Origin of the sequence: Streptomyces sp. NRRL B-24572 (assembly GCF_002156145.1) — a bacterium.
GTDB lineage: Bacteria > Actinomycetota > Actinomycetes > Streptomycetales > Streptomycetaceae > Streptomyces > Streptomyces vietnamensis.
Genome location: NZ_MWIG01000566.1, coordinates 1 through 5,198 on the forward strand (window position 1 = coordinate 1; position 5,198 = coordinate 5,198).

General features: G+C 71.3%; 6 protein-coding genes. 1 reads left to right on the forward strand and 5 read right to left on the reverse strand.

The features are described from left to right. Window positions 1–16: 16 nt before the first annotated feature. From CCN56_RS30075 to CCN56_RS30090, 4 genes are all read right to left on the reverse strand, one after another. On the reverse strand, window positions 17–1,063 hold the full coding sequence (locus CCN56_RS30075; RefSeq protein ID WP_086831094.1) for a hypothetical protein: 1,047 nt from the start codon (window positions 1,061–1,063) through the stop codon (window positions 17–19). 12 nt (window positions 1,064–1,075) lie between these two features. Then, complete coding sequence (locus tag CCN56_RS30080) at window positions 1,076–1,372, reverse strand: DUF4193 domain-containing protein (RefSeq protein ID WP_003955561.1); 297 nt, start codon at window positions 1,370–1,372, stop codon at window positions 1,076–1,078. Window positions 1,373–1,767: 395 nt separating this feature from the next. Continuing rightward, window positions 1,768–3,060, reverse strand: coding sequence for a cell wall metabolism sensor histidine kinase WalK (locus tag CCN56_RS30085; RefSeq protein ID WP_086831095.1), 1,293 nt, complete (start codon window positions 3,058–3,060; stop codon window positions 1,768–1,770). A gap of 4 nt (window positions 3,061–3,064) precedes the next feature. Beyond that, on the reverse strand, window positions 3,065–3,718 hold the full coding sequence (locus CCN56_RS30090) for a response regulator transcription factor (RefSeq protein WP_086831096.1): 654 nt from the start codon (window positions 3,716–3,718) through the stop codon (window positions 3,065–3,067). Window positions 3,719–4,079: 361 nt separating this feature from the next. Here CCN56_RS30090 and CCN56_RS43490 point away from each other — a divergent pair, with 361 nt between their 5' ends. Beyond that, window positions 4,080–4,253, forward strand: a complete 174-nt coding sequence (locus CCN56_RS43490; RefSeq protein WP_167352214.1) for a hypothetical protein — start codon at window positions 4,080–4,082, stop codon at window positions 4,251–4,253. Window positions 4,254–4,340: 87 nt separating this feature from the next. Here the strand turns inward: CCN56_RS43490 and CCN56_RS30095 are convergent, their stop codons facing one another. Then, window positions 4,341–5,159, reverse strand: a complete 819-nt coding sequence (locus tag CCN56_RS30095; RefSeq protein ID WP_086831097.1) for an inositol monophosphatase family protein — start codon at window positions 5,157–5,159, stop codon at window positions 4,341–4,343. Between the last annotated feature and the right edge of the window lie 39 nt (window positions 5,160–5,198).

The window sequence follows — 5,198 nt, forward strand, 5'->3', positions numbered from 1 at the left end:
ATCGGCCGGACAAGTCCTAGAAGCCCAGCTCCTTGGGGTTCTCGGGCTGCTCCAGCGGGGGCAGCTCCGGGAGGGAGTCCCAGGGGATCTGGCGGGCGCGGAGGTCCTTGCGGATGTGCGCGGCGAGCTTCTTGGTGTCGCGGCGGTTCATGACGGCGCCGACGGCGGCGCCCACCATTAAGGGCATGAGGTTCGGCAGGTTGCGCATCATGCGTTTCATGATCTGCTGGCGCAGTTCGCGCTTGAGCTGACCGCCGAGTGCGGCGTTGACCGTGGTGGGCTTGGCGGGGTCGATGCCCCGCTCCTCGGCCCAGGAGGTCAGATAGGCCGTCGAACGCTGGGTGATCCGGCCCGGGGGCCGCAGCCCGTAGACCTCGTGCAGTTCGGCGATGAGTTTGAGCTCCACGGCGGCGACGCCGGTGATCTCGGCCGCCAGTTCGGCCGGCAGGGCCGGGGGCACGGTGAGCATGGCGGCGGCGCCGACGCCCGCGCCCACGGTCGAGCTCGCGTTCGCCGCACCGGCGACGAGCTTGTCGGCGAGCTCCTCGGGGCCGAGCCCGGGGAACTGTCTGCGCAGGGTCGCCAGGTCGCGGACGGGGATCCGCGGGGCGAGGTCGATCAGCCGGTCGGCCAGATAGCCGACGCCGGCCTTGGCACTGTCCCCGCCACGCTTCACGCCCTGTCGGACGCCCTGCGTGACGCCGCGCCGGACGGCGTCGATCCGGTCGGAGTCGATCCTGATCCGGTCGAGCTGTGCCCGCGCGGGGTTGGCCAGCCGCCTGACGGCGCCGAGACGTCCGCCCTGCCGGGCTGCGGCCGCGTCGGCCTGTTCCTCGCGCACCGGCAGGCGCGCCGGATCCGTCTCGGCGACCTCGATGACCGCTTCGAGCGAGGCCGGGAGGCCTCGCTCGTCGTCACGTGCGCCGAGGGAGGGCAGGGAGGCGGTGCGCTCGGCTTCGGGGCCCTCCTGGGCGCCCTCTGCCGGGCCTGAGCCGCCCTTGTACGTCTCCGGGCTCCCAGGGAGCCGCAGACGCCGCTTCCGGGACGGTGTGTCGCCTGCCACGGCCGAGCTGTCTCAGTCGCAGTCGCGGCAGATCGGCTGGCCGTTCTTCTCCCGGGCCAGCTGGCTGCGGTGGTGCACGAGGAAGCAGCTCATGCAGGTGAACTCGTCGGCCTGCTTGGGCAGGACCCGGACGGCCAGCTCCTCGTTCGAGAGGTCGGCGCCGGGAAGCTCCAGGCCTTCGGCGGCCTCGAACTCGTCGACGTCGACGGTCGAGGTCGACTTGTCGTTCCGGCGGGCCTTCAGTTCCTCAAGGCTGTCCGAGTCGACGTCGTCGTCGGTCTTGCGTGGGGTGTCGTAATCCGTTGCCATGTCGCTCTCCCCCTCTGGGTGGTTGCGGTGTCTCCAGCGCACGTAACGCGTGAGAGGTCGGACTTGTGCCCGACCTGAGGCGGAGATTTTGCCTCACATCAAGGTCTGTTACTCAATCGACACCCGTCGCGCACTCTCGCGAGTGATCGGCTTCGGGTGGCGAACCGGACCGTACACGGTCCTCCGGGCGGCCCTCGCGGGCGCCACCCCGTGTACTTCCCGTCAATCCGGGCCCCGGAAACCCGGACTTTTCCTGGTTTTCCGAGGGATTTCCCGGTCACGGAGAGTGGGGGGCCGGACACCTTTTCCTGTGATCGATCACACATGAGCGTCTCAGGATCGGGGTCCCGGAATTCCGCGCAAAGCGAACGGAACCGGTCGGCTCGTGCAGTGTGTCAGATCGGCAGTGTGACGCGCATCACGAGTCCGCCGCCCTCGCGCGGCTCCGCGATGATACGGCCGCCGTGGGCGCGGGCCACGGACCGCGCGATCGACAGGCCGAGACCGACCCCCTTGTCGCTGCCGGTCCGCTCCTGCCGGAGCCTTCTGAACGGCTCGAAGAGGTTGTCGATCTCGTACGCGGGGACCACCGGTCCCGTGTTCGAGACGACCAGGACCGCCTGGCCGTCCTTGACCTCGGTGGTGACCTCCACCCAGCCGCCCTCCCGTCGCCCGCCACCACCCTTCTCCGGAAGCGCTTCGCGCTGCCCCGTCTCACTCGGCACGTTGTACCGGACGGCGTTCTGGAGCAGGTTCAGCGCGATCCTTTCGAGGAGCACGCCGTTGCCCTGGACGACGGCGGGCGCGCGTTCACCGCGGATCCGGACGCCCTTGGCCTCGGCCTCGGCGTGCACCTGGTCGACGCCCCGCTCGGCGACCTCGGCCAGGTCGACGGGTTTGCGCTCGATGATCTGGTTGTCGCTCCGGGCGAGCAGCAGCAGGCCCTCGACGAGCTGTTCGCTGCGCTCGTTGGTGGCGAGCAGGGTCTTGCCGAGCTGTTGGAGCTCCACCGGCGCCCCCGGGTCCGAGAGGTGGACCTCCAGGAGGGTGCGGTTGATCGCGAGAGGGGTCCGCAGCTCGTGCGAGGCGTTCGCGACGAACCGCTGCTGGGCCGTGAAGGCCCGCTCCAGGCGGTCCAGCATCTCGTCGAAGGTGTCGGCGAGCTCCTTGAGCTCGTCGTCCGGGCCGTCCAGCTCGATCCGCCGGGACAGGTCCGAACTGGCCACCTGGCGGGCGGTCCGGGTGATCCGGCCGAGCGGGGAGAGCACCCGTCCCGCCATGGCGTAGCCGAAGGCGAAGGCGATGATGCTCAGACCGAGCAGGGCGAAGAGGGACCGGCGCAGGAGGTCTTCCAGGGCGATGTCGCTCTGGTGCCGCAGACAGACCGAGACGGCTTCGTTGAGCTGCTCTCCGGTGCCCTGGACGGGCAGCTGGCACCATGAGGTGGTCGGCTGGACCTTGCCTTCGACCACCTTGAAGGGCAGCTCCGAGACGCTGCCGGTGAGCGCCTGGGCGGTGAAGAGGTAGATGATCGACAGCAGCAGGATGCCGGCGATCAGGAACATCCCGCCGTACAGCAGCGTCAGCCGTATCCGGATGGTCGGGCGCAGCAGCGGCCGGACGGGATCCCGGGGGTCCCAGGTCGGTTTCGGTGGCGCCTGGGGGTGGGGCGCGGGGGTCGTGGCCATCGGGTCAGATCCGGTACCCGGAGCCGGGGACGGTGACGATGACCGGCGGCTCGCCGAGCTTGCGGCGCAGGGTCATGACGGTGACGCGCACGACGTTGGTGAACGGGTCGGTGTTCTCGTCCCAGGCCTTCTCCAGGAGCTGCTCGGCCGAGACGACGGCGCCCTCGCTGCGCATGAGGACCTCCAGGACGGCGAACTCCTTCGGCGCGAGCTGCACCTCCTTGCCCTCGCGGAAGACCTCGCGGCGGTTCGGGTCGAGCTTGATGCCGGCGCGCTCCAGGACGGGCGGGAGCGGGACGGTGGTGCGGCGGCCGAGGGCACGCACGCGCGCGGTGAGCTCGGTGAAGGCGAAGGGCTTGGGGAGGTAGTCGTCCGCCCCGAGCTCCAGGCCCTCGACGCGGTCGCTGACGTCGCCGGAGGCGGTGAGCATCAGGACGCGGGTGGGCATGCCGAGCTCGACGATCTTGCGGCAGACGTCGTCGCCGTGGACGAGCGGGAGGTCGCGGTCGAGGACGACGACGTCGTAGTCGTTGACCTCGACGCGCTCCAGGGCCGCGGCGCCGTCGTACACGACGTCGACGGCCATGGCCTCCCGGCGCAGTCCGGTGGCCACCGCATCGGCGAGCAGCTGCTCGTCCTCGACGACGAGTACGCGCACGTCGTAGATCCTTCCGTTGAGCCGCTGTCCGGGATGGGACCGGCTGAAATCCGAGCACTGACTGTGCGTGTCCATCCTGCCCCGTACGCGCGTAAACCGGCTGTAAGACGGCGGTGCGGGGCCGCGGACGGGAGGGGGCGCGCGAGGGGGCGCGCGGCCCGGAACGAAGAATTCACCGGATTCTCGGGCCAGTTGAGGTTTCTCTGAGGAAAGGGCTGGGGAGGACGACTGCACACCCCGTGATCACGCCCTGTATGTGGCGCGCAACCGACCGCTCTCTGTCCCCCAGAGTTCGCAGTGCGTGATCCACCCACCCTCGGCACACCCCCGTGCCACCGGACCCACGAGGAGGGGGCGCACGATGGACGCTTTCACCGCAGGACTGCTGCACCGCATCAGGACCACGCAGACGGACCTCACGCGGGCCCGTGAGACGGGCGACGACTACCTGGCGGAGATGGAGCAGGCGGAGCTGGACGACCTGCACCGGCTGGCCGCCGAGCACGGCGTGGAGGTGGCCGCGCCGGGCGTCTGACCCGTATCACCCGTCCGACCCGTACGCACGCAGGGGCCCCGGCGCCGTTCCCGGCACCGGGGCCCCCGTGCGTCCACCGGACGGGTCCTAGTCGTGCCAGGCCCCCAGCTCCTCCAGGAGCTCCTGGAGCGGCCCGAAGAGGCCCGGGGAGGCCGCGAGCGCCAGCTCTCCGGACTCCGGCTCGCCGGGGCGGCCGCCCGTGAGGCCGCCCGCCTCGCGGGCGATGAGCGCGCCCGCCGCGAGGTCCCAGGGGTTGAGGCCGCGCTCGTAGTACGCGTCGAGGCGGCCGGCGGCGACGTCGCAGAGGTCGATGGCGGCCGAGCCGCCGCGGCGGATGTCGCGGACGCGCGGGATGACCCGCTGGGCGACGTCGGCCTGGTGGGCGCGGCGGGCCTGGACGTAGCCGAAGCCGGTGCCGAGGAGGGCCTGGTCGAGGGCGGGCGAGGGGCGGACGGCGAGGCGCCGCTCCCCCGCGTACGCGCCGCGACCGAGGGCCGCCCGGTACGTCTCGCCGCGCATCGGGGCCTCGACCACGCCGACGACGGTCTCGCCGTCCCGTTCGGCGGCGATCGAGACCGCCCAGGTGGGCAGGCCGTAGAGGTAGTTCACGGTGCCGTCGAGCGGGTCGATCACCCAGCGGATCCCGCTGGTGCCGGGGCTGGACGCGCCCTCCTCGCCGAGGAAGCCGTCGTGCGGGCGGTGCTCGGAGAGGAAGCCGGTGATCAGCTTCTCGGCGGCGATGTCCATCTCGGTGACCACGTCGATGGGGCTCGTCTTGGTCATCGCCACCGCCAGGTCGTCGGGCCGGCCGTCGCGCAGCAGCGCTCCGGCCCGCCGTGCGGCCTCCAGGGCGAGGTCGAGCAGTTCGGTGAGCAGGGGGTCGGGAACGTCGGAAACGTCGGTCACGCTGACTCCTTACGCGTACGGGCTGTCGGCTCCGGCGGC

Bases quoted from the DNA above. Each gene is read 5' to 3' on its own strand.
- CCN56_RS30080 (WP_003955561.1), bottom strand. From the start codon at position 1,372: ATGGCAACGGATTACGACACCCCACGCAAGACCGACGACGACGTCGAC.
- CCN56_RS30085 (WP_086831095.1), bottom strand. From the start codon at position 3,060: ATGGCCACGACCCCCGCGCCCCACCCCCAGGCGCCACCGAAACCGACC.
- CCN56_RS43490 (WP_167352214.1), top strand. From the start codon at position 4,080: ATGGACGCTTTCACCGCAGGACTGCTGCACCGCATCAGGACCACGCAG.